The following is a 24,590-nucleotide window of genomic DNA, read 5'->3' on the forward strand; positions in this document are numbered from 1 at the left end:
ATTTTTCCCCCATGCACCCTTCACGGCCGTTAACTGAAAACAAGAAAAGCCAGAGAGGAGCTATTAATTTGACTGTTATTTAACTAAATTGTTGTTTTCTTCTGGGTAAGTTCATAGATTTATACTTGCTATCCATTAGACGTTAGTCAAAGAGTGAAAGTTTCGATTTCTTCAATTTAACTGCCGAAAATTGAAGGGCAATAGCCGGAGATCAATTAAGTGATCTCCAGTTATTGCCCCCAATAGTTTAATATGAAATTATTTAGACAGAAATTTCTCCAACAATACTTCAATGAAATAACTAATATTCATTGTTTCTTATGTACCATAGTAAGAATTCCAATAAAGATTATCATTCTATTGATTACTCAAGCTTTTCTTTTATATTTTCGATTTCATTCATCTTTACCCTGAAAGTTATCGGAACCCAAATATCGTTCCTTTATCAACCTTCGATGATGCATCTCATGACCAGCAATAATGTACCCAATAGCACGTGCGGTCATTTCGGAGCCATTTGCTTTTCCACATTGGAGCAAGGCTTCTTCATCCAAGCTACTAAGAAGGAGAATGGTATTTTGGCGGACAAGAGATTGATGATGTAAAAGCTCCAGTAAGGAAAAACGATTAAATTTGCCCCTTTTCACGTACTCATCTTCATGATATCCTGCCAGCATCTCCTGTTCTCCTCTCGCAATACAGAGAAGGCGGTAGCACATAATGCGCTCCGTATCGGTTATGTGGCCTATGACTTCCTTGATTGTCCACTTTTCCGGAGCATACCGAAACTGGCCCATTTCATCTCTTAAATCTTTTAACATACTCATGGTTTCCTTTTGTTGAATATCAAGAATCTGGAGCAGATCTCCATCTGGTACATTGTTCACATAGCCCTTGTAATATGGAGCATACTCGTTTGCTTCTGGCTTACTTAGCATAGCTTCTCCCCCTTTTGTATGTCGTTCTCTTCCTTTTAAATGCAACTGTGTACTTCAACAGCAATTATTTCAAATGGCCTTTAATCCCAATGGTTTTTCTCCGCAAAAAGCGCGAAGTGAAATAATCGCGCCGCTTAAACATCACGCAATTCTCTAAGCAGTTGGAAAATCTGCCCTCTATGATGTGATTCATGTTCGATTAAGTGGTAAACCACCCACTCAGGTGAGACATCATACTTTTCAAGTGTCCTTAATTTACGCCAATCCGTTAAGTCCATTGAACGAAAGTGGTAAAGAAATACTTCACGCACCTTGTTAAGACAGTGAAAATGCTCTTCTAGACTTTGTGCTTCAATATGGGTTAATGAGCCGTTATCAGATCTGACGTTATAGGGAAACAACGATCTTATTTCTGGATTCCATTCAGTTCCAAGGACTTCTACATATAACCAATCCGCCTCTACCAGTGCGATGTGATATAACAATGAGCCAATCGTTTGTCTACCATCCCTTTTTGTGTCGAGGGTACTTTGGCTGACACCAGATAATTCTTTCATGAGAGTACGGCGAACATCCTCTAAACACCACAGCCACCGACCAATTTCTTCTTCGTATCCTGGTAACGGTGAAACTTGCAAAGATTTTCTCTCCAATGAAATCACACTCCTCTTTAGGTGATTACATTCTATTTAGAATCGTTTTTTCCTCTTTTAAATAAAGAAACAATCTCATTGCAAAAAAAATCCGATTAAAAAGAGGCTGAGACAAAAGTTTTTTAGCCTAAGTCAAACCCGAACAAACCTGCTTTTCAGTGTGCAGATTTGTTCGGGTTTATTATTTATTTTCGAAATTTGATTTTAGCTGTTTCCAGCGGTTGATTGGAGTGCAAGACGAAGACTCCTGCGGGAAGAGTAGCTTATGTGAGACCCCGCAGGCTTGCCGAGGAGGCTCACGGGCTACCCGCGGAAAGCGTAGTCTTGCACGGAAATCATTAGCGGTATGAAGAACCTACACTTCTATTGTTCGTCTTTTTATCATGGTTTTTTAGTTTTGTCCCAGCCTCTTTTGGTTATAGCAATCACACTCAAATGTCAAAGCTCAGTTTTCTTTTCAACAGAGGTTTCGTTTATGCTTCTCATTAATAATTTTTTTGTTCAATATTCTCACTTCTCCAACCATCAATAGTCTCATGTCCTCTACAATATATTCAGTCAGCTCTTGATCAGAAATGTCATCCCCATCGATATCAAGACGAAATTCCTGTCCCTGTATCCCTCCGCCATTTGTAAAATCTATTTCAAAGTCAAACTGAACCCGTTTATCCATTTGAATCCTCCTTCATTTGGTTAATATCTTCATTTATAATAAGAATTCAACACAAAAAGGGTGCAACCTTTTTGAATAAACACGGCGGATAGCTGAGAAATCGAGATAATTTGTGTATGAATCACAAATTCCTAAAATCTTTCATACTTTCTCCAAGAATATAGTGGAAAAACGATAGCCACATTAATCCCTGGCTGGTCAGAACTATATGCCATTCCTTTAAATAAAATTAATTCTGTACCCACTTCCATATCACTTAATCCTTGATATAGCTCATATGCATTTGGAGTTGGAACTCTTCTTATATAAGTTGATTGCACCTAAATTATTTTCCATTACCTCAATTTAAACATGCTTGGATTTGATAATGTTATTATGTTATTCACTTTGTCTACTATTCCTGTACCTCTCTTTCTTCAACTCAAAGTACTTATCCATGACTCTCTTAGAAATTGTCTTATTAATATAAGGATCATGATTTTGATGCGACCATGGTACTAATACTGAAATAGCTACTTCTGGAGAATCGAATGGAGCATAACCAACTAATGAAGTATTGTATGTCGGAACAGCTTTATCCATTTCAGGTCCTTTATAAAAAGCCTCTGCGGTGCCTGATTTAGCTGCAGCTTCATAAGGAGCGCTTTTAAAATTGTTAGCTGTTCCTTGACTACCATGAGTTACTCTGTAAAACCCTTTTTGTACTTGACGAATTTCCTCAGGTGATGCATCAATTCGATTTAATATTTCGGGTTTACTTTCATACAACAGAGTTCCAGCCTCATCTATAGATTCTCCAGGATTTCTAATTTCTTTCATAATATGAGGTTTTATACGATTACCGCCATTAGCAATAGTAGACACATATTGAGCTAATTGCATGGGAGTGTAAGTATCGTATTGACCTATAACTAAATCTAGCAAATAACCAGGTTTCTTTTCTTTTCCTTGAAATCCACTTACTTCTCCAGGTAAATCTATTCCTGTTGGTACCCCCAAACCGAATTTATTAAAATTATTTCGTATGATATCAAAAGAATCAGAAGTGAAATCAACAGCTTCATTAGGCACGTAATTATCTCCACCAATACGAAATGCTATTTTCCACATGTAAGAATTAGATGATCTTTCCAATGCTAGCAAATCACTCATATCGATTTTTTGATATTTATTAAACCAGGACGTTTTTGGTTTTGTTCCTCGAATATAAATTGGTTCATCTATCATCCTTTCCCCTGGATATAAATTATTCGTCATATACCCAGTTAAAACCGTAGCCCCTTTGACAGCTGAACCAGCTTCATAAGACGACGTAAAGGTACCTAGAGAGTAATCGTTCAACTCATATTTACCTGTCTCATTATTTTTTTCGTACTTTTTTCCGACCATCGATAAAATTTCACCAGTAAACGGATCCATCATAACTACAAATGCTCTATCTAAGTATGGTGACTGACCAGACTTTTTGACTTGGGATGCAAGTTCTTCTTCTACAATTTTTTCAATTTCTTTTTGTAACTTCATATCAATTGTTAGTACAAGATCTTTACCTCTCGTTCCCTCACTAACAATTCTAGATTCTATGACTGCACCATCTTTTATAGTATTTTCTATCTTTTTCTTTTGGCCTTGTAAAATGTCTTCATATTGATATTCGAGATAACTTTTTCCCACTCGATCATTCAGTGAATAGCCTTGAACTTGATAATTAGCTTTTAATTCTTTCGGAAGGCCATCTTTAGCTGAAGAAACGTTTCCAAATATTGAACGTAAAGTGTTGTCATGCACATAGATCCTGTCCCAATCTGTAACTACATTAACTCCAGGTAATTTATTTATGTTTTCACCAACTTTAGAAATCTCTTCGACAGAAACATTTTTGTTTCTTATTATTTGTGGAGATAGAGCATAACCAGTATTCATGTTAATAAATATTGATAATACTTGTAACTCATTTTCACTAATAGAAATTATGGCTTCTTTAGATATACGGTCCAACTGCATTTTATAAACTTTTTCCTTTTTTTCTTCCTCACTAAGATCCTCAGCTTCATTAATAGCATTAATTTCTTTTGGAGAAAGTAGTTTCGTAGATTTCTTTGGGTTTTTTAATATCCAAAAATCCCTTAAATGACGATCCGTAATATTATCTGTATCCACGCTTATGAATTTAGATAACCTATCCGCCACTTTTATCATCTCTTGAGATGTTGTAGTAGGTGTTTTTGTGTAAGTTATTGCATTTAAAGCTTTGTTGTCAACAATAACATGGCCATTACGATCATAAATCTTCCCTCTAGGAGTCCCTACTTTCACAGATATACCTTCTGTTCTTTCTACTTCATTTTTGTAGCTTTCTCCGCTTACTATTTGAACAAGTCCTAGTTTTATGATTAACAAACTAAACAAAAGAAAAACCGCAAAAAAGAGATAATTCATCCTAATAGTGACATGTTTCTTATTCTTTTTCTTCACATTTTCAATCCTTCCATTAATTCGCCTTAAGACCATTTCTGGAAATGTCTTAGCATACAAAGAATGAATTTATCTATTCTTAGGAATAAAAGATCTTGATAAGAAAAGAAATATACATCGGACAGATACTTCCGTAATTTTGGCGTAGCGCGTTAAAGCATAAGGCCCAATACCAGAGTGCTCATCATCCATACGAGTCTCCCTTAATTTTTAAGAAACACGTTTTTCAACTAAACTTCCTCTATAAAAAAGCAGAAGATCGCCTACCATTTCTTTAATAACTGCTCTATTCCAGTCGATATAAATAAAACCGCCTCTATACTATTGAATAAAGGCGGTTAATCTATGATGTTACTTTCCTATTACACTTTAGATCATGCTTCAAAGATGGGGGCAACCGCTTGCTTTATTTTTTCTGCAACTGTTTAATCGCTATTTCTGTAGCTTTGGCAATCAGTTCATCGTCGTACTCAGCGTCAGCTTTTTCACGACTGGAGAGTACGGCTAGGATTATGGGGTAACCATCTGGTGGCCAGATGACGGCGATGTCATTGCGAGTACCGTAAGAGCCTGCTCCGGTTTTGTCCCCAACTATCCATCCTTCAGGTACACCTGCACGTATCAGGGCATCGCCTGTAGTATTGCGTTTCAACCAGTCATTCAGCAAGTTCTGCTTCTCCTCAGGGAGAGCGTTACCGAGTGTGAAAGCCTGCAGGCTTTCAGCAAGTGCTTTAGGCGTGCTTGTATCTCTCGTTTCCCCAGGCTCTACATTGTTCAGGTCCGGCTCGATTCGATCGGGTTCGGTCACATCGTCACCTATTCCTCTAAGGACTTCCATGAGCCCTTTCGGACCTCCGATGGCTTCAAAGATAAGATTCCCGGCCGTATTGTCACTGTAACGAATAGAGGCATCACTCAGCTCCTTTAAGGTCATCCCCGTATCAACATGCTTCTCAGTGATGGGGTTATAGTTAACCAAGTCCTTCTCCGTAAAATTGATCTTTTTATCAAGGTCATCAATCGATTTTTTCTTTAGAAGTGCTCCTACAGCCAATGCCTTGTGTGTAGATGCATAGATGAAGCGTTCATCGGCACGGTAGGAAACAGATTGATTGCTTCCCGTATCGAGTGCATATACCCCAAGTCTTGCATCATATTCCTTCTCAAGCTCCTTAAAACCGAAGTCTGTCTCCTTCTCCTCTTTTGAATCCGCCTCACTCTGATTACTTGAACAGCCCACAAGAAGCAAAGCTCCCAGTGCCAACGTCCCTACAACCTTCTTCATTTTTAACAACTTCATACGAATCCCTCACTTACAATTATTGATGGAATCTGCTTTGAGTTCACAACAAGACTACACCTGTAGTCATATACTACAATTGTAATCTGGTGGTGTCAATTTCTTTTTTTAGGTTTAACGTCAACTAATGGGGTGAAAAGAATTTTTTTCACCCCCTATCAATTACGCGACATATGTGTGATAGTATTTTAGCTCGAAGCCCTGAACAAGAGTTTCTCATCCATTTCCTCCAACTACGATACCGTAACTTCTTTAAAACTAGGAAAAATTATGTTAGTATTCACTATGCACGAAGCTTCAATCTATACTTGTTTCTCAACAATTAGTAAAGACTTGATAATCTCTTGCATTTTTTTGTATTTTTAAATTGTGTAAGAAACCCACCAAATATTATAGAAATTGATTTCATCAAATAGTATATTGACAGAATGAAGAGATCACCTCACAAAGGAGGAAAAGAATGATGATCTTGCCTCAAATGTTAATGACGTTCGGGCTATCGACGATCACCATTGCCGTTATCTTTCTTGTCCGACGTTTCCGACTGTCGGCCGCCTGGCGCTATCATCTTTGGTTTTTGCTTATCGCTGTGCTGACCCTTCCGTTTTTGCCGAAAGAATGGATTTCATCTCGAAAACAGGCAAACGTGGGAACTGGGAACTCATCCACCTTTACGCCTGCCGGAAGGTCCCAAGGGAACCCTGGGCTTGACGTCAATTGGATGCAGGATTTCGGTACATCGGTGAATCAATACGATTATTCGAATCTCAATATGATTTTCCTCCTAATCTGGGTGGCAGGCATCGTCACTTTCACCTTTTTCTTTCTCCGCTCGCATTTACAGTTGAACCGAATTGTAAGCACAGCCAAGAGGGTAAGAAATACAGATATACATTCCCTGTTCGAAGCATGCAAAAGTGATCTCGGCATTCAGAAAAAGATCTCACTATTGGTCTCATCTCGGGTTCGATCACCGATGATCTTCGGGTTCTTTAGGACCACCATCCTGATTCCTAAAGAAATGGAGCAGCATATGTCCTTGAACGAGCTAAGATATGTGATTCTTCATGAACTCCAGCATGAGAAAAGCCATCATACGAAAGTCAACTACATCTTCCTTTTCTACCAGATTTTATACTGGTTCAATCCTTTCATCTGGATAGCCTTCAGGGAGATGCGGGTGGACCGGGAGTTAGCTTGTGACGATGCAGTTCTTCATTCCCTCGAACCTGTCTCTTATAAGGAGTATGGCCAAACCATTCTTTCCTTCTTCGATCAGCAGCATCCTGGTTTTTCCACCTTGACGAATCAGTTGTCAGGTTCGAAAAAACAGATAAAGAGACGGATCACCCATATCGCATCTTTCCGTAGGAATTCTCGTCTCAGACTCATGAAAAGCATCGCACTCTTTGTTGCAACCGCGCTCTTTGTTTCAATGCAGATGCCCTTTTTCACGCTTGCATCCGCAGATGAGGATTATTATGATATTAAGGATCAGAAGATTATCACTGAGGGCTTGAACTTGAACACCTATTTTGACGGAGGGGAAGGAACCATCGTCCTTACCAGCTTGAAGGATAAACAATACCATATCTACAATAAGAATAAGAGCAGACTGAGGGTGTCGCCTGACTCGACTTATAAAATCTACAGCGCTCTGATCAGTCTTGAGGAGAATTCCATAACACCTGACGATTCATCTATTAAGTGGAGTGGCGAACCAAATGAATATAAAGAGTGGAACAGGGATCAGACTCTTGATACGGCAATGAAGCATTCCGTCAACTGGTACTTCCAAACCCTCGACAGGACAATTGGCGAAGACAAGCTGGCAGCGTATCTGGAACGGCTTGATTACGGAAACAAGAATCTTTCAGGTGGGGTCGGTGAGTATTGGCTTGAGTCTTCCCTAAAAATCTCGCCTGTGGAACAGGTTAGATTGCTGCGCAGCTTCTATACAAATGAACAGCACTTTGACCCCGTTAACGTCGAAACTGTGAAATCGGCCCTCGCCCTTGAAGAAAAAGGGGACGCAAGGCTGTATGGTAAGACTGGGACAGGCGTCGTCAACGGTGAAACTGTGAATGGATGGTTCATAGGATTCGTAGAAACCAATGAGGACACCTGGTTTTTTGCGACAAATATTGACGATGCCAGTGGCAGTAAAGCTGCAGAAATCACCATGTCGATATTAAAAAATATAGGATTGTATTAAGATAAAGCGTTCGAAAGGGCGTTAACTGCTGAGGGGGAGATATTAAAATGTCAAAAGAAATGCCCAGCATTACCGAAGCGGAATGGGAAGTGATGAAAGTCCTCTGGAAGAAATCGCCCCTAACGGCGAACGAGGTCTGCACCGCCATCCAGGAGTATGAAGATTGGAAACCGAAAACGATCCGCACGTTGCTTGACCGGCTAACCCATAAACAAGTCATCGCAGCCAACAAAGACAAGCGCATTTACACGTTCACACCGCTCTACTCTGAGCACGAGTGCCAATGCGCTGAAACCAGATCCTTAATCGACCGAATATACGGAGGTATAACTAAATCCCTTCTCGTCCAATTTATCGAAGACGAAACCCTGACCAAAGAAGAACTCAAAGAACTCAAAAAAATGCTCGACAAAAAAATCGATTAGAAGCAAGGGGCCGGTTCTTATGCTCCTCATGGAAGCACAAGAACCGGCCCCTATCCTCATAAATGGCTTCTCCTGCAAGTAAAGTGTTTTAGTTACGGAACTTTTTTATTTACTCTAAGTTCTTCAAGTTATAATCAGATGAAAATCAACGAACAGAAAAAACATACATACAATTCTTCAGAATTGCCCCCAATTGTGGATCTCTTTTATATATATTAAAACCAGTTAATCCAAATAGAAAATCTAATTGTCGACTTTTTTATATTCCCTATACCATTTCCACACCGGCTCAGTGGCCAAAGAGATAATTTCACGATTTGGATCTGGGAGATATGTAATTTCGGGTGCATCGCTAAAATTTTTTTCAAGATAAATTTTGACACATAGGGTTATTTCAACATCATTTTCTTTAAGAAGTTCCACCCATTGATCTAATTCTTTAACACTTGCATTCATGAGCAACTGATATAGCCATGAAATTCTTTCACCCGTTTCACTTTTGCTATTTTTAAAATTTTCCCAATACCGTCTTCTTTCTTCTTCATCCCTTGGGGAACCTAACCCATATGAAATTACTGTCTTTCTTACAATTGACGATTCATCTTTTAAGTACTTCCATAACGTATCTCTTTTGATTTTCCCGTTTTCAATCCACTCGGTAAGTTCAACGGCTGATATAACTGGATCACTCTTACCGGTTGGTGAAATGTAATTGAATTCAGGTACATTAACACCTTCTACAATATGCCGAATTACCTTTCCAACAGCTATTTTTGGTACAGGACTCTCATAATCTTGCATTAAACATCCATTGTGAATTAATAAACTTTTGATTTGATGATGATTTAGATGGGGATATTTTGATAGCAAATGAGCAAAAATGCCCGTCACAAGGGCCGCAGCTCCGCACGAGCCTCCAAAATAAGATAAGACACGGTTGGACTCATTCGATTCGCAGAAAGGTATAGGCAAATAGGTGAACGGGGCTAAAATATCTGGACGAAAATAGCCATCTCCATTAATCCCCCATGGTACAGCCGGATGGGGCTTATGCTTATTGGAATCGGAAACTCCAGTATCATCATATCCACCAACTGTAAAAAATTCGGTGGGGTGAAGGTTATTATGTGCTTTCGTATTTCCATTAGCAGCAATAATCAATAGTTCTTCTTGAATCGCCGGTTGCATCGACTGAAGAAAAGGATCCCGAGAAGTAGGTTTCATAGAACCTATTTCCCTTGTATTGGGTACCAACAAATTCAAAAGAATTTGGATATTCCACTTATTACGCCTCTTAAGAATCCATTTTAATCCAGTTTCAATTTTTTCTGGCTCATTCTCAGAAAGCATAATGAAATTTGCTGCTGGAACTAGGCCAACATGGGAATGGTTATAAAATTTTAAAGGTAAATGAGCCAAAAGCTGTAATGTCATCATCCCATGTTCCACACTCCTATTTATAGGTTTAATATTTTGGGATGTAACGTCCATGCAAGTAACACCTAAATCGTCCCCGACTTTGACTTGCTTTAACCGACTTCCTAAATGATAAACTAGCTTATGGGGAATGATATCATCTAGAATTATGATGCCAATGCCTTTACCGGATGTATTTACGTCTGGTGCCTCAGGAAAGCCTAATCTTCTCCAAATGGGTTCCACATGTTGCTGCATATGTTCAAGCCAATCCTCTATCTTCGATTGACTGTTTCTGAGATCTTTCATGTTACCCTCCATATCTCGATCAGTCGTCTAATCATTTTGAACTTTGGGTGTGCCTGCTGGTTTGTTAATTGGAAAATCACTTGATGCTACAATATTAAGCGCTGTGCAGCAAAGTCCAAAGCACTTCGTACAATCAGCTGTTAAACTTTTTCTAATATTTTGGGCTGTTTCATTATCCATTTTTATACCCTCTTAAAATTTTCTACTCTTTAGTTGAATAAAATTCATGATTATATTATACAAGATTCCTAACAAATCTGGCACTAAAATGGAAAACGGGCGCTAATCCTTGTTCCAGAATAGCGCCCGTTTTGTAGTAGTTTATTATATCTCTTTATTGAACTCAATTAATACTTTGTTAAAAACCTACAATTTGGTCCGATTACATCTAATGTTGTTAACCAAACTATTCATTTTGGTTTTTCTGTAGGTAACTAAACTCCAAACTGTTTTAAATGATGGTCAAGGTGTTTGTAAATTCCTTTACCCCATTGCTCGGAAGTAAGTTTGCCGAAGAATGAATGTGGATGTGTTGTGCACTTTTCAGGCCCATTATATTGGAAGGTTATAATTTTTTGTTTCAGATTTTCTCTTTCTGTTTCAAAATTTTTTTCTTCTACAATCAAAATGGCCGGGATTGTGGACATATTGCGGGCTAATGGCTTGTCATTATAAAAGATTGGTTTTACAAATTTCCCTATTAATATTCCTAACCAACCTCTCGGATGAACAGAATTTCCCATTGCTATGTCTTGGAACGATGAGCAATGAGCTAGCATTTGGGCAACGTCCATTTTTCCCCATTGTGGTTGAGAATTTGGGGTTAATTTATCGATACGATTTACAATTTCCTCTGTATGCAAATGATTAAATATATTTTTCATTAGTACAAATCCCCTTTAAAAAATATGACTTGCTCTTTATTTGCTCATATTGAACTTCGATCACCTGCAATTAAGACCTCAAAATTATTGATTCATCTTTAATTTTAATCCATAGTGGTAGTTTACAAAATCCTTATTCACGAATATGGCCCGTTAGTTCAATCACTTCAACAAAAAAAGCGTTAATCCTTGTTAGATCAACGCCCCTTAACTTTAAGTACAATCATATACAGAGTTAGTACAAATAGTTGAAGATACCCATAAATTCATCAAGAGTTGTTCCAACATTTAAGCCGATTCAATGATAGCAATTACATTCATCGCATCGGTAAATATAATGTTGTACTTACCCTAACTGGCGTTTAAATACTTTACTAGCGAAGAAGTAAGCGATGATCATGATACCGACGCACCAGGCAAGCGAGACCCAGATATCGTTGCCCACAGTCCCTTCAAATAAGAGTGCACGGACCGAATTCACGATTGAAGTCACCGGCTGGTTCTCTGCGAAAGCCCGAACTATTTTAGGCATGGTTTCAGTGGGGACAAAGGCTGAACTGATGAACGGCAGAAAAATCAGCGGGTATGAGTATGCTGTTGCTCCTTCCATGGACCGTGCTGTCAACCCGGGAATAACCGCCAGCCATGTCAGCGCTAGAGTAAACAGCACGAGTATCCCAACTACCGCGAGCCAATCCAGGATATCAGCACTGGAACGGAAACCCATCAAGAGTGCTACGAGGATAACCACGACAACAGTAAGCGCATTGGAAACAAGAGATGTCAATACGTGGGCCCACAATACAGACGAGCGCTTGATGGGCATGGTAATGAAGCGCGCCATCAGTCCACTTTTCACATCGTTAAAGAGCCGCAAAGAAGTGTAAGCGACGCCGGATGCGATCGTGATTAGCAAGATTCCCGGCAATAGATAATTGACGTAGTTGTCCGTGCCAGTCTCTATAGCACCGCCAAATACGTAGACAAACAGTAGCATCATCATAATCGGCGTAATCGCCACTGTGATAATCGTATCCGGGCTACGTAAGATATTGCGCATTAATCGTCCCAGTAATACCCCTGTTTTACTTTTCATTTACATCTCCTCCTTTTTTGCCAATGATTGCGAGGAAAATTTCTTCCAATGTCGGCTGTTTTTCGATGTACTCCACTTTCGCAGGCGGGAACATCTCTTTGAGTTCAGTAAGGGTACCGGTCGTGATGATTTTTCCGCCGTGCAGGATGGCAATGCGATCCGCCAGTTGTTCCGCTTCCTCCAGGTACTGGGTCGTCAGCAATATGGTCGTGCCACCCCCGGCAAGCTCTTTGACGGTCTCCCAGACTTCAATCCGCGCTTCGGGGTCAAGCCCTGTGGTCGGTTCATCTAGAAATATTACTTCCGGCTTCCCTATCAGGCTCATGGCGATATCAAGCCGGCGCTTCATCCCCCCTGAATAATGATCTGCACGTCGGTTGGCTGCATCGGTGAGACTGAATCTTGCAAGCAGATCATCGGCGACTTGAGAGGGATTGGAAACCCCACGCAACTTGGCAATCATCATCAGATTTTCCCGCCCGGTTTGCATGCCGTCTAAAGCGGCAAACTGACCAGTCAAGCTGATGCTCTGGCGGACATGATCCGGTTGACGATGAACATCAAAGCTGCAAATACTTACTTCACCACAATCCGCCTTCATCAGCGTCGAAAGGATATTGACGATCGTTGTCTTTCCCGCTCCATTAGAGCCCAGCAGTGCGAAAATTTCACCACGGGCCACCTCAAAATCCACTCCCTCTAAGACTTCCTTGTCTTTAAAGGATTTTTTCAACCCTTTTACACAAATCGCTGCATCACTCATATTTTTTCCTCCTAATAAAAATCGCTAGTTTACCTATTCCCCAGTACTCAGTCAGACTGATATTCTGTAATACTTACTACTGGATTAAAAAAATAACTGAATAGTGAAGGTATTACCACATTCAACCAGCTATTCAGTCGGTATTCTCTTTTTTCATTCACTTTTTCCCACGGCCAATCGTATCATTCAACTTAGCGCGATGCTTGTCACTCCATGTCTCCGAGTCCTTCACCAGTTCATCACAGAAAGTAGCTACGTCCTCACCCGTGAGATCAGTGACTTTTTTGCCTTCCGCTGCTCCTACCTCGAACAGGTCGAGAATGCCATTAAAGATACGGCTGGTGTCCTTCCAATCGGTGAGACCACCTGCGGTCCACATATATTTTTGGATCGCTTTGTAAGCGTTGAGGTACTCACTTGGAAGTGTCTTCGCACGCGCCTCCATCGCCTTCCATTCCCGCTTGTCAGACAGACTTCCAATAACCTTTTCAATAAACTTCATCTTATCCTCTCCTTTTGATTTCTTTCGTTTTGAGTTCGTTCATTTTGCTCGAGACGAAATCCCATTTTCCCCAAAAAATTTCGAGCTTTTCATGACCTGCTGAGTTGAGTGTGTAAAATTTTCTCGGAGGTCCCACAGTAGATCGCTTTTTTTCAATGTCCACCAGATTGTTTTTCTCAAGGCGCATGGTAATCGTATAAACTGTGCCTTCGACCACATCCGTGAAGCCGAGTTCTCTCAGCTGTTGCGTGATTTCATAGCCATACGTTTCACCGCGGCTGATGATTTCAAGCACACAACCCTCAAGCACCCCTTTCAGCATTTCAGTAAAATTCTCCAAATGTTCACCCCCAATCGTATTTCGTTATAGTTCCAGTACCAGTACTCTGTCTCTCAGGTATTTTGTGTTACTGATATTCAGTAATACTAACTACTGGTATATAGTATCGCAGAATAGCTCAAATTGTCAATCAAATAATAGCCCATTTTTTTAGTAACTGACTACACTTCAGCTCTGATGGTAACTGTGAAGTATTGTATTAATCGGATTCCGCTACCCATTCACAAATCATCGTTAAATGATTCTCCTTTAATTCTGCATAAATACTTCCGTTCATTTTTTCCATTAAGCTTTTCGCGATCGGTAAACCAAGCCCAGTACCTTTTCCGGTTCTTGTTTGATCCGCCTTATAAAAACGGTCGAACATTTGATTTACATCAAGCTCACTCATTTTCCCAACAGAGTTTGAAATTTTCAGCTGAACGGCTGCATCCATTTCTTTAAGTTGGATAGTTACATTTCCAGTTGAGTATCTAATGGCATTCACCGCTAAATTTTCTATAACTCTTTTAACGATAGAGGGGTCGGCCATCAGCATAATATCTTTTTCTGGAATATGGATTTCCGGTTCTATGTTTCTCTTATTAAATTCCTCATAAAATCCAAATAGTGATTCAATAAGGAGATTGTTAAAACTGACTTTCTCCATTCTCAAAGGATAATCCGCTTGTTCAATAATCGATAACTCGAAAAAATCTTCAAGTAATATCTTTAACCTTCCTGCACTATTTTTGATTGTTTTAATGTATTTTTTCTTTACCTCATGGCTAATTTCATCTGATTCCAGAAATTGAATATATCCTAATATTGATGTCATGGGTGTTCGAATATCATGAGAAATATGGGATATAGCCTGTCTTAGTTCATTTTCAGTGGAACGCTTGACTGCTTCAGCCTGTTTCGTTAAATCAATCTGGTTATTTATTTCCTGTGCTAACTCCTCGAAATCGCGGTCATAAAAGCTAATCGTCATTTTTTTCGCTGAATCCTGTTGATGTAATTGCCGGAGTTGCAGGGTTGCACTTTTCATTTCCTTTTTCAGCAGATAAAAACGGATGAGGACATATGCGAAAGCTGCCAAAACTGCCATCAATAAATAGATTATCATTTGACCTCACCCACTTTCGTTTACTTAATTTCTTTTCTTTGAAAAATCATGCTTCCTAAGGCACCAAATAACAGAAACGTCAGAATGGGAACCGCTATCAGGATTAATACATCCACGCCCTTCAACGTATCCACAATGATAATGTCATAAATCAACTTAAAGATGGAATGATTTAAAATGGTTTCAAACAAGGGCACTTTTGCCGCTAACATTTGCAGGGGCCAATCAGCAAATACAAAGAACAGAAGCAGAAACCCTATCGTTTTCCCACTGTCTGTAAACAGGATAGAAAAGATCGCCATAATGGAAGCGAAGGCTGCCCCGTACAATATAATCAGTCCCAATGTTTGCAGGTAATATGTCCACTCAGGCATCTCTGCAAATCCAAAATAGATGGCGCTGGATCCTGTCATCACAATCGGTAATATTAATGATATGATAATGGCTCCAATTGAAAATGTGATAAGCTTTGCAGAGTAGATTCGGAACCTGCTATTGCCTGAAGATACTATACTTTTCATCGTCCCCATGGAGTATTCACTCGTAATAAAGAAGCCTGCCAAAATACTTGGAATAAGCTTTACTATATTCGCATGAGGACCGAGAATACTTTCCCGATAGTAATCCTTTACGGTTGGCAATCCTGAAGCCCCATTATCGAATTCTATTAGTGGAAACAACACTGCAGCCGCAACTAACATCCAGGTCAGGAATCGAAATGACCGGTCTTTCTTTAATTTATACCACTCCGTTTTTAGTAGATTACCCATGCTGTACACCTCCGATACGATGACTAAAGTACGTTTCCAGATCTTCTCCCATAGGCATAAATTCTTCTATGACCAATCCTTCACTGGTTAAGATTTTGGAAACTTCACCCGGTACGTCAACATAGGCAAACAACCTTATGGTTCCATCAGGCATCACTTCAAACTCTTGTGTTGAAAAATGATTTTCTATTACCGTTGCAGCTTTGTTCCGATCATCCACTTTAATATGCAAGTACTGCTGACATTTTTCATTCAGTTCTTTCGCGGAAAGTTGTTCTAACAATTCTCCCTCATGAATAATCCCATAGTGAGTGGCCAGCAGGTGCAGTTCACTTAATATATGACTGGAGATTAGTATAGTAATTCCATATTCTTGATTCAGCTTTTTAAGTAATTCCCGTACTTCGACAACTCCCATAGGGTCCAGTCCATTAATCGGTTCATCCAGAATCAGAAACTCAGGATCCCCTAATAATGCGATACCAAGGCCTAAACGCTGCTTCATTCCTAATGAAAAATTCTTTGCCTTCTTTTTTCCTGTATTCTGCAAACCGACTAAATTCAAGGTTTTTTCTATACAGTCTTTTCCCGGAATCCCTTTCAGCAGACGGTGAGCTTCCAAGTTTTCAGCGGCGGTCATTTGTGGATATAGCGCCGGCCCTTCGATGATGGTTCCAATTCTTTTTCTGGCTTCAATAATATTTCGTTCCTGGCTTTCTCCAAACAATTCAAATGTACCTGTCGTTGGATACGCCAGACCGGTTATTAGGCGAATCAGCGTTGATTTCCCGGCACCGTTCTGGCCGATAAAGCCATAAATAGACCCTTTTTTGATCATGACACTCACTTTATGAAGCGCCATTTTATTTTGATATGTTTTTGATAATTGACTGGTTTTTAATACATACTCATTCATCAAAATTCCCCTCCTTTATTCACTTGTTCAAAGGGCTCCTCTTTGAACACTCTTAAAGTATAAGAAGGAAAACGTAAGAAACTCTTAAGTCATATCTTAAGAAAACCTTAAGTTTTAAGTTTATAGCCCATTCCCCAAATAGTTTCAATATACTCTTCATTCTGATTCGCTTTCGCAAGCTTACTTCTGATATTACTTACATGAACATTAATGGTATTGTCGTCCCCATGGAATTTCTCATTCCACACACTCTCAAACAAATTAGACTTTGAAAAAACCTTTTTAGGAGAGGACATCATGAGAAGCAATATCTCATATTCCCTTGCCGTTAATTTGAGTTCATTATCATTCACTGTCACTATTTTTGAGTCCGTATCCAATACAATATCTTTATAAATCATTTGATTTATTAGTGGAGCATCTGATAGATCACGATACCTTCTAAGACAGGAATCAATTCTGGCCGATACCTCATCAACATCGAAAGGTTTTGTGATATAGTCATCTGCACCAGCCCTTAACGAATTGATCTTCGTTTGTGTTTCAAGCTTTGCCGAAATAACAATGATCGGGACATTACTTTCTTTTGTTATCTTTTTTAATAGATCTTCACCAGATAAACCCGGGAGCATCAGATCAATTAATACCATATCCCATTTCTGACTATCCAGGTAGATCACTGCTTCCGTACCTGAATATGCGGGCTTCGGGGAATAGCCACTTTTCCTGACAATATTACATAGTAAGCGATTAATATCCTCATCATCTTCAATTATTAGAATATCAACTGAATCCTTCAACTGAATCACCCTCACATTTATTACCATCATCATTGATTGAATTCACATCAATGTCAAGTATTGAATAATCGTTGTACCCACCTAAAAAAAATCGAGCCTAAAATCTCTATGATTTCAAACTCGATTTCCTATGCTATCTATTGTTTCTCCTAAATCACTTTATACTACTGGATATAAACATAGAGGCATCCTGTTTCATGAAAATACGTTCTCCATGATGGAATGTCTTGATTTCACTTGACTTAAATCCCGCTTCGAATAGCCTTTCTTTCAGTTCTTCATGGACAAAACCGTTATGAACCTTCGGGTGGTAGATGTTATCGTTTTTGTCAAAATCAACAATAATGAGCTTGCCACCATCATTCAGAATGTTGAACAACTCATTAAGAATCTTTTTAGTATCGGGAATATGAAGAAGGACGAGTGACATTAACACGATGTCAGCCTTAAGATCAGGAGTTCCCTGGGTAAAATCTGAATAAAGTGCTTCTGAGTTAGTGATACCTTTTTGAGAAATCTTTGCTTTCGCAACCTCTACCATTTGTTCTGATGAATCGACCAACAAAATGGTTTCCACTAAATCCGTTAATTCCAGACTAACCAGGCCGGTGCCACTCCCGTAGTCAATTAGAGATTTTGATTTACTATTTCGTAGTTCTTGTTTTACTTCCTTAACAATTATCTTTGCCAATTCTATTCGATCTTCTGTATCGTATCTTTTCGCCATCTCTTCAAAAACGTTATTTTCCATATTTCATTCTCCTATCCTTAGCATTGAAGCTGCATGGTAAACATTATATCAAATCATGAAGATGTGATCCTCCCTAGCAAATCCTTTCATATAGACCAAGTAGACGCGATGGAACAAGGAAAGCTTTATAACTCTATTTCCATCCGCCTCATTTTTGTCTTCAAATTCATTGATTCATAAAATTTTATAGCATTTTCGTTAAACTCCCACACGCCTAATTCTAATGAGTCTGCTTCTATATCCTTTGCGAATTCCAATATTTTCTCAAAGAATATTTTCCCCGCTCCTTTTCCTCTATACATACTATCAACACCAAAATCGTCCATATAGACAACTTTCTTTGGAATGAGAATAGGTCTTTCCTCAGTATGTTGGATCGAAAGGATTGTATAAGCGATTGGTTGGTCTTCTTCCAGTAAGAATACCTTTGTATTTTCTCCCTCTATCAAGTTGTTAAAATACTCTTTGTCTAACGTAGCATCAGCCATCTTATAATGGTCTGGTCTTTCCTTTGTATGAATTTCGTGCACTTGTCTTTGGATTTGATGAACCACATCATAATCATTCCGGGTGGCTTCTCTAATGTGCATATTCAACATACTTTCCCCCTGATGTTTGCTGTGTTGATTTTAGTGTTTGTTCTCACAGTCATTTATTAAAGTAAACTGCCGCTACTCTTACAATATTAAATTAATCCTTTTCAACTTTATCCTTCTTCCATTTATAAGGGATTTTCGACCAATTATATAACATCAATAACAAGAACATAAAAAAACTGATCATTATATTATCTGTCCACTGAACTTGTCGATTATCGATCATTTGATAAACAGTTGATGATAAGAAATATATAAAGGGGAGCCTGATGCTTTCTTTAAACATTTTTATGCTACTCCCTTCTTTGCAAATTGCTTTCACAAGTGTTATTCATAAATTAAACTACTATTTTAATTAATACCAATTATTTCAAAATCCAGCATCTTACTCAAGAAAATTTTCTTCAATGATTTACTTTTGTAGAAATAAATGAAAAACAGTAGAAAAATAAAATCATTGCCATGCAGAAAAAAATTAAAATCCCACTAATAAAATGAACATATAATGTGAAGATCATAAAAAAATTCATTAATGCTATAATTAGAAAAATGTTTATCCTATGTTTATTTTTGTATCTTAAACTTAAAATAATTGACAAGAAGAACAAAAGACTAGCTAAATAAAATAAAAATTCTAACTGTCCATTAACCTGAAAAATAACGATATACAAATAGAGTAGTAATACAAAAAGGATTTTAATAAACTTAAACATTAATTTTTCCTTCTTTCTTAAGACTATTAATCCATGCTCTAAACTCATCTTGTCCAAATCACATTAAATAGCATGTGAAAATCTTAGAGTTAAAAAGTAGAGTCTGACCCTCACTACAATAAAACGTTAACATGCTGAGCGTCAGACACCAAAAACCACAATAACCGGCCAGTACAAACGTGGCCGGTTTTTATGATGAATGTGGAAATCAATCTTGTAGACCTTTTGCTTAAAATTGTTTTAAGAAGTCGTGAACCCATGAAATATCCGTAGAAAATTCCTTATTTGCACCAATCCAATATTGAAGAAATTTTTCTTTATCCTCTTTCCATTCGGGATACGCTTCTTTAAATGTGTCAATGAATAATGAATTCCCTGCAAGGACTGCGTGGTCTTCATGTGATATTTGCAAGCCCCACTCTCCTAGTGGTGAATAGAGGGAATTTTCGACCACAAGAGGCATGGATTGATAGTCTTCGTAGGCAATGGTATTCTCGGCGACCCAGTGTTGTGGTGCCAACTCCGAGTGAAAGTCCTGTGAAAGATTAAAAGAAGCACCTTCCGACTCCGACACGAAAAAGGTCCCTTGTCCAACCTGTTCAATGGTTTTCATCAGAGCATGGAACTGATTTTCCTGAAGATAATATCCGTTGGTCGGGAAGATCAGCACCTTTTCGTTAAGGGTTTCTTGAAATGGATTGCCAAATGGATCCGATTTCTTACATACTCTCTGGAAGGCTTCCTTTAACCGGGAAATGTCGTCTGCCTTTTGTACTCTTTCCATTTATATACCTCTTTCCCTAAAGAAACTTTATTTTTCTAACGCCTTTTATGCCGTTTACATCAATGGTAGGGGGCCCTGATTTAGAAGATTTCCTGTATGTAAATGTTACTCCGTTTTTGTCTTTTCCGACAAATACTCCAGGTGATACCTCCCTATGACTGGAAACTTGTGCATTGAAGAAGTCCCAGGCATCGGACGCAGTGCCGTACATTTTTTTGATGTCATTTTGATCTGCTTTTGGAAGTGATTTTAAATCGTCTGCACTCCATTTTTTCTTCAAGCTTTGTTTCAAGGCATTCTTTACGGCTGTTTTTCCAAACTTTTTAATAGCATACTTTATACCTAATCTTAATACAATACCCACTATAATCGGAATAACTGAAGCTTGTAGAGTGGTAGAGTTAATCTCGTACTCTTCACCTGTTTGCGTATCGGTTAAAGTAGCGATTAGTATCTCATCATCTACTTCGTGGAAGACAACATGGTAGGATTCATCAAATTCATTTCCTGATTCATCCACGATGCTTCCTGTGATCATCGCATCTTGGCTATCAAGGTCCATGGTAAGTTCTGTATCAACTTTAAGATCTTCCTCATCTACTTTCATATCTAAAACAAGTTTCTCATCCGTATCTTCTTTAATCTCTACTTTCACTTGTTCTGAGAGATCGACATCATGTCCCTCACTAAGCGACCTTTCAGCCTGTTCTAAATCGATTCCTTGTGGTTGAGTGTTTTCCTCTGTTGCTGCCATGGTCCCTTGAGGGAGTATGGAGAACAATAATGTGATGACCAAACACTTTAGTAATAGTTTTCTCAATGTGCGCACCTCTTTATTTTATTCTTACAAGTCCATGTCCATAGTCTTGGTCCGGTCCTGTTTCTCCTAAATCTATCGCTTCTCTTTGTAGCATCTTGTAAATGTTCTTGATCCCTTTGTGCTCACGATCTAGTATGCGGGCTGTATATCCAGATATTTGGGCAGCAGCGAAGGAAGTACCGCTGAAAGTTTCCAAGTCCCCATCTATATTGATTGAAAGAACCTCTGTCCCAGTTGCGGCGAAATCAACCTTTCCCCTTGCCGCTAATGAAGATCGGACCATGTTGGAGTTTACGGATGTGATGGACCATACCCCTTCATAGCGTGCCGGATAGTCAGCCTCTTGCCCCAGTGTATTCCCTGCTGCCGCTATGATGATAATCCCGGAAGAAAGCGCCTCTTCAACGGCCTTCTTAAGCTGTTGATCATCTACTTGAAAACCGGAACTGATATTGATGATGTCTACCTTCTCTTGGATACACCAGTTGATTCCTTTAACCAAATCGGCTACCTTCCCGTTGCCTTTCTTATCTAGAACCTTTACATCATAAATGGACACACTTTGAGCCAGTCCGCTCATTTCTCCTCCTGAATCCTCGGCAGCTATGATGCCTGCGATCGGAGTTCCGTGACCATAATGATCTTCAATCGGCTGATTCGGCTGAATGGCATTAAATGATTTATGTATCTTTCCTTTCAATGCCGGATGGTCTTTATTGATTCCACTATCGAGTACAGCGACCTTGATTGGCTGCTTCTCATAAATCAAGTGCAACAGCGCTACTCCGAACAACAATGCGATTATGCCTATTACACGATAAGTCTCTTTACGTTTCATTTTGTTTGACGTAACCTTTCTCTTGGTCAACACACTTTTGACAAGATACATTCTGTTTATAAATCGATCGATTCAACCTTTTTTGAAGAATTCTTCTTTCTCTATTATAATGGTGGAAATTTACAAGAAGCTTAACGAAAGCTTAAAGCAACCTTAACTTTTCTTACCTTATTAAAAGCACAAAAAATACGCCCGATCCCAATAGGGAAAAAGCGTATTTCAAGTCAAACCGATCTGTATTCATAACCTTCACCCAGGTGGCAAAAAAGTCACAAACAAAGTTTTTGTTATCCTCCTGTACATAAACTTCTGCAATGGTGCAGAGGACGAAGTTGGAATTGAAGACGAGGTGCCGGCAATGTATTTTTGTTACACTACATATTGTCCATACTTTGAGAATCGAGGTGATTGACTTATGGAAAATATGACAACGGAAGAAAAGCAGCATTCAATTGAAGCGTTTCTATCCATCATTCGTAAATCCGAAAATGCCCTTGCTCATATGAAACCTGGTGCTCCTCAGACAAAGTTGCTTGAGAAGAGATTAAAAGCAGCAAGGATTGGCGCAGATATACTTCATGCACGTTGGGAAAGGAAGGATTTGGATATCAGCAAAGAAGATTTGATAGAGGCAAAAGAGGTTCTGGAGGACTTGCTGTTGACGCTTCCTTCCTTTCTTGAGAAGCTGAAGCCCGGAAGTGGGCAGCGTACCTACATCGAGAGAAGGATAAAGGCATTTCAGATTGCCGTCTCCTATCTGCATGATTCGGTCAACTAAAATAGCTGACCGGGGACGCTTCCATTATACTTTTCGGATAGAGAGGAAACCATCCCCGCTCTACTATGACCAACTTTTCTCCAAAAATAACTGAAGGTGACACCATTTTTAAATGAGAGTTTTTTAACACTTTAAACATAAATTGGCTTTGGCTTGAAATTGGCTTTAGAAAGACAACATTAATAGATAACAAAGAGAACATTGGGGGTTTAAGCTCCTCCCAATGTTCTTTTTCTTCAATTAACCTGCCCTATCGTATTATAAGGTCAGCCAGATATTTTTGGTTGATCATTTTTTATATCGATATATGATTACGGTATCCAGGGTAGAACGAAAGCCCCCGTGGGACTTGATACCGTTTAACAAGCAAAGTAATTGCTTGTAACTCGATCCCTGAATATCCTCTTTGATTAGAAATCTAGAAGATTTGCTTATCTTTACATTAACAGAGCCTTTCTATTTGAAAAGTAAAGGAAAAGTAAATATTACGAAAGCTGCCCAAACCCCGTAGACCGGTAAATACTTAGTAACGGAATCTTGGATAGTTGAAGGTCCGGATTTGTTTTGTAGAAAACGCATATAGGAAAACATAATCCAAATTAGATTTGCCCAGATAAGTATGTTTACACCTAAAACAGCAAGTCTGTTTGGCGTAATCCCATAAGAAGAAAGTCTGAACACTATGGCTGACAATGCCACACTGTCAATGATAAGGGCAAGAACAATCAGGGCAAAATTTATATAGTCTGAAATGTTTTTTTTCTCGTCTGAGTCGCTTTCGGTAATGGAAAATATGGTAACGACCAATACACCAAGGAGTATTCCGTTGAAGGCTATCAGGAAATTACGGTCCAAGAATGGATTTTTCCCGATCCATATAACAGCAATAAGATAGACCAACAATGTGACCAGGACAAGAGGGCTAAAAATTTTAGCTATATAGGGTGTAATATTCTTAGCAAGTTTAAGATTCATTGATACCAGGTATGCAGCCACAATAGCGAGAGCGGAAGCACCAAATAAAACGACATTACTAAAATAAAATTCCTCTATATCCAAGCCGATAAAGCTGAATAACTGCATGGTTAATGCTGCCAGTATCATTCCACTCACAGCCATGCTGGCGTAAAGAATACTATATTCCAAATTAAATTTGATATAGGCTAATCTAGTACTACCTTTTGAATACTCATTTCCTGTAAATGCAAGCCCTAACACTATCCATAAGAATATGGGAATGTGTAAATAAGCAAGGATAATACTGTCTTTATCACTTAAAGGCAGCATATTAAGATAAACCCCAGAAATTAGGAACAACCCTACAAGAGAATAAATAACACTTTTTTTCGGAGTATTTTTGTAAACAAAATAAGTAGCAATAAAAGGAATTATACCAAAGGCCAGGTTAATTGGAGCAATCACTTCCTGTTCGACAAAATGGAAAATGATCCTGGTAAATATCCCTGCCATAATGGCTAAAATGCCCATGAATAGGAAATCTTTTTGGATCTTGGAAGATTTTTCTGTATTTGCTGCCTCCTTGAAATGCAATCTTTCATACCAAACGCCGAGGACCTGAGAATCAGGATTTTGTTCCCATGCCTGTAAGAATGAATTTTTAAAAGCTTTAGGGTCTTTTCTATAAATTCTCTCCAGTTCATGTGGGTTAGCCATGTTTTCAATAATCGAATTGTTATATTCCAACGTAATACCTCCCCTAATATTTG

At 38.8% G+C, this 24,590-nt stretch carries 26 protein-coding genes and 2 pseudogenes; 3 read left to right on the forward strand and 25 right to left on the reverse strand.

Going from position 1 to position 24,590, the window contains the following annotated elements:
* Positions 1–395: 395 nt before the first annotated feature.
* The 6 genes and pseudogenes from F0342_RS11590 to bla form a co-directional block, all read right to left on the reverse strand.
* A complete protein-coding gene (locus F0342_RS11590) occupies positions 396–938 on the reverse strand; it encodes a DinB family protein (RefSeq protein ID WP_149156111.1) in 543 nt (180 codons plus the stop codon).
* Between the two features lie 134 nt (positions 939–1,072).
* Complete coding sequence (locus F0342_RS11595) at positions 1,073–1,576, reverse strand: DinB family protein (protein ID WP_262481713.1); 504 nt, start codon at positions 1,574–1,576, stop codon at positions 1,073–1,075.
* Between the two features lie 472 nt (positions 1,577–2,048).
* Positions 2,049–2,264, reverse strand: a complete 216-nt coding sequence (locus F0342_RS11600; RefSeq protein WP_149156113.1) for a cyclase — start codon at positions 2,262–2,264, stop codon at positions 2,049–2,051.
* Between the two features lie 121 nt (positions 2,265–2,385).
* A pseudogene (locus F0342_RS11605) lies at positions 2,386–2,563 on the reverse strand (S9 family peptidase); the annotation flags it as partial.
* A gap of 79 nt (positions 2,564–2,642) precedes the next feature.
* The gene (locus F0342_RS11610) at positions 2,643–4,739 is read right to left on the reverse strand and encodes a peptidoglycan D,D-transpeptidase FtsI family protein (RefSeq protein WP_262481714.1); all 2,097 of its coding nucleotides are present in this window, start codon (positions 4,737–4,739) and stop codon (positions 2,643–2,645) included.
* 406 nt (positions 4,740–5,145) lie between these two features.
* On the reverse strand, positions 5,146–6,039 hold the full coding sequence (bla, locus tag F0342_RS11615) for a class A beta-lactamase (protein WP_149156114.1): 894 nt from the start codon (positions 6,037–6,039) through the stop codon (positions 5,146–5,148).
* 460 nt (positions 6,040–6,499) lie between these two features.
* Between bla and F0342_RS11620 the strand changes: the two genes are divergently transcribed.
* Together F0342_RS11620 and blaI are read left to right on the forward strand one after the other, a co-directional pair.
* Positions 6,500–8,254: a BlaR1 family beta-lactam sensor/signal transducer gene (locus F0342_RS11620; protein ID WP_149156115.1), complete on the forward strand. Its 1,755-nt coding sequence runs from the start codon at positions 6,500–6,502 to the stop codon at positions 8,252–8,254.
* A 47-nt stretch (positions 8,255–8,301) separates the two neighbouring features.
* A complete protein-coding gene (blaI, locus tag F0342_RS11625; protein WP_149156116.1) occupies positions 8,302–8,679 on the forward strand; it encodes a penicillinase repressor BlaI in 378 nt (125 codons plus the stop codon).
* A 243-nt stretch (positions 8,680–8,922) separates the two neighbouring features.
* Here the strand turns inward: blaI and F0342_RS11630 are convergent, their stop codons facing one another.
* The 18 genes and pseudogenes from F0342_RS11630 to F0342_RS25415 form a co-directional block, all read right to left on the reverse strand.
* Entirely contained in the window at positions 8,923–10,404 is a 1,482-nt protein-coding gene (locus tag F0342_RS11630) for a S8 family serine peptidase (protein WP_188048518.1), read from the reverse strand.
* A gap of 27 nt (positions 10,405–10,431) precedes the next feature.
* Positions 10,432–10,584, reverse strand: a complete 153-nt coding sequence (locus F0342_RS11635) for a hypothetical protein (RefSeq protein ID WP_395940681.1) — start codon at positions 10,582–10,584, stop codon at positions 10,432–10,434.
* A gap of 254 nt (positions 10,585–10,838) precedes the next feature.
* Entirely contained in the window at positions 10,839–11,288 is a 450-nt protein-coding gene (locus F0342_RS11640; protein WP_149156118.1) for a DUF1569 domain-containing protein, read from the reverse strand.
* Between the two features lie 346 nt (positions 11,289–11,634).
* Positions 11,635–12,384 (reverse strand): ABC transporter permease, encoded by a 750-nt coding sequence (locus tag F0342_RS11645; protein ID WP_149156119.1) that lies wholly within the window; start codon positions 12,382–12,384, stop codon positions 11,635–11,637.
* Positions 12,374–13,147, reverse strand: coding sequence for an ABC transporter ATP-binding protein (locus F0342_RS11650; RefSeq protein ID WP_149156120.1), 774 nt, complete (start codon positions 13,145–13,147; stop codon positions 12,374–12,376). The genes F0342_RS11645 and F0342_RS11650 overlap by 11 nt, the downstream gene beginning before the upstream one ends.
* A 157-nt stretch (positions 13,148–13,304) precedes the next feature.
* Positions 13,305–13,649, reverse strand: a complete 345-nt coding sequence (locus F0342_RS11655; protein ID WP_149156121.1) for a DUF1048 domain-containing protein — start codon at positions 13,647–13,649, stop codon at positions 13,305–13,307.
* Between the two features lies 1 nt (position 13,650).
* Positions 13,651–13,989: a PadR family transcriptional regulator gene (locus F0342_RS11660; protein WP_149156122.1), complete on the reverse strand. Its 339-nt coding sequence runs from the start codon at positions 13,987–13,989 to the stop codon at positions 13,651–13,653.
* A gap of 199 nt (positions 13,990–14,188) precedes the next feature.
* Positions 14,189–15,097 carry a sensor histidine kinase gene (locus F0342_RS11665; RefSeq protein WP_262481715.1) on the reverse strand — a complete coding sequence of 303 codons (909 nt, stop codon included), beginning with the start codon at positions 15,095–15,097 and terminating at the stop codon, positions 14,189–14,191.
* 20 nt (positions 15,098–15,117) lie between these two features.
* Positions 15,118–15,867 (reverse strand): ABC transporter permease, encoded by a 750-nt coding sequence (locus F0342_RS11670; protein ID WP_149156123.1) that lies wholly within the window; start codon positions 15,865–15,867, stop codon positions 15,118–15,120.
* Complete coding sequence (locus F0342_RS11675) at positions 15,860–16,783, reverse strand: ABC transporter ATP-binding protein (RefSeq protein WP_149156124.1); 924 nt, start codon at positions 16,781–16,783, stop codon at positions 15,860–15,862. The genes F0342_RS11670 and F0342_RS11675 overlap by 8 nt, the downstream gene beginning before the upstream one ends.
* 107 nt (positions 16,784–16,890) lie before the next feature.
* The gene (locus F0342_RS11680) at positions 16,891–17,613 is read right to left on the reverse strand and encodes a response regulator transcription factor (RefSeq protein ID WP_395940682.1); all 723 of its coding nucleotides are present in this window, start codon (positions 17,611–17,613) and stop codon (positions 16,891–16,893) included.
* A 124-nt stretch (positions 17,614–17,737) separates the two neighbouring features.
* A complete protein-coding gene (locus F0342_RS11685; RefSeq protein WP_149156125.1) occupies positions 17,738–18,334 on the reverse strand; it encodes a class I SAM-dependent methyltransferase in 597 nt (198 codons plus the stop codon).
* Positions 18,335–18,459: 125 nt separating this feature from the next.
* On the reverse strand, positions 18,460–18,933 hold the full coding sequence (locus F0342_RS11690; protein ID WP_149156126.1) for a GNAT family N-acetyltransferase: 474 nt from the start codon (positions 18,931–18,933) through the stop codon (positions 18,460–18,462).
* Positions 18,934–19,024: 91 nt separating this feature from the next.
* Complete coding sequence (locus F0342_RS11695) at positions 19,025–19,216, reverse strand: hypothetical protein (protein ID WP_149156127.1); 192 nt, start codon at positions 19,214–19,216, stop codon at positions 19,025–19,027.
* A gap of 656 nt (positions 19,217–19,872) precedes the next feature.
* On the reverse strand, positions 19,873–20,427 hold the full coding sequence (locus tag F0342_RS11700; protein ID WP_149156128.1) for a hypothetical protein: 555 nt from the start codon (positions 20,425–20,427) through the stop codon (positions 19,873–19,875).
* 16 nt (positions 20,428–20,443) lie between these two features.
* Entirely contained in the window at positions 20,444–21,247 is an 804-nt protein-coding gene (locus F0342_RS11705; protein WP_149156129.1) for an SAR2788 family putative toxin, read from the reverse strand.
* 13 nt (positions 21,248–21,260) lie between these two features.
* Positions 21,261–22,085, reverse strand: coding sequence for a S8 family serine peptidase (locus F0342_RS11710; protein ID WP_149156130.1), 825 nt, complete (start codon positions 22,083–22,085; stop codon positions 21,261–21,263).
* A 163-nt stretch (positions 22,086–22,248) separates the two neighbouring features.
* A pseudogene (locus F0342_RS25415) lies at positions 22,249–22,434 on the reverse strand (hypothetical protein); the annotation flags it as partial.
* Between the two features lie 66 nt (positions 22,435–22,500).
* On the opposite strand from F0342_RS25415, the gene F0342_RS11720 reads away from it, so the two are divergent.
* The gene (locus tag F0342_RS11720) at positions 22,501–22,863 is read left to right on the forward strand and encodes a hypothetical protein (RefSeq protein WP_149156131.1); all 363 of its coding nucleotides are present in this window, start codon (positions 22,501–22,503) and stop codon (positions 22,861–22,863) included.
* 456 nt (positions 22,864–23,319) lie between these two features.
* On the opposite strand, the gene F0342_RS11725 is transcribed toward F0342_RS11720, so the two are convergent.
* Positions 23,320–24,567, reverse strand: a complete 1,248-nt coding sequence (locus F0342_RS11725; protein ID WP_149156132.1) for a DUF4153 domain-containing protein — start codon at positions 24,565–24,567, stop codon at positions 23,320–23,322.
* Positions 24,568–24,590: the final 23 nt, after the last annotated feature.

This window comes from Bacillus sp. CH30_1T (genome assembly GCF_008364765.1).
In the GTDB taxonomy this organism is placed as follows: domain Bacteria; phylum Bacillota; class Bacilli; order Bacillales; family Bacillaceae_B; genus Rossellomorea.